This window comes from Pseudomonas sp. JL2 (assembly GCF_031570495.1).
Taxonomy (GTDB): Bacteria; Pseudomonadota; Gammaproteobacteria; order Pseudomonadales; family Pseudomonadaceae; genus Aquipseudomonas; species Aquipseudomonas rhizophila.
In genome coordinates this window covers 1-318 of sequence record NZ_JAKUDH010000082.1, presented here as the reverse complement: position 1 = coordinate 318, position 318 = coordinate 1, and the positions used below count along the sequence as shown (strand labels likewise).

Annotated in this window: 1 protein-coding gene; it reads right to left on the bottom strand. The window is 41.2% G+C overall.

Annotated features, from left to right (window positions below; genetic code table 11):
- Window positions 1-217 precede the first annotated feature (217 nt).
- Entirely contained in the window at window positions 218-316 is a 99-nt protein-coding gene (locus MKS85_RS28845) for an EF-hand domain-containing protein (protein ID WP_310663261.1), read from the bottom strand.
- Window positions 317-318 lie beyond the last annotated feature (2 nt).

Here is a 318-nt window from a genome sequence, read left to right as displayed (position 1 = left end):
GTAAAAGTGCATCAGATTTTACAGTAAGCAAAATTCATATTTAAGACAGGAGACACAACTGCTACATTCACAGTCATCATTTTTGACAGTGTGCTGCATGGGAGGAAACTTCTCATAAGCATCATGAGTATAAAAATTATTTATAGTAAGTTGAAAATGGGAGGTCTTGGGCAAAGTTGTTCCTTCAGAGCAAGAGGTGTTGTTGGTCGGAAGCTTTTTATGCCTTAACCAAGACAGCGAACTCATCAACTCCAATCTTGCCATCACCATCGGTATCTCCAGCCTTGAGGAAGGCCTTGGTCTCAGCATCAGTCAGTG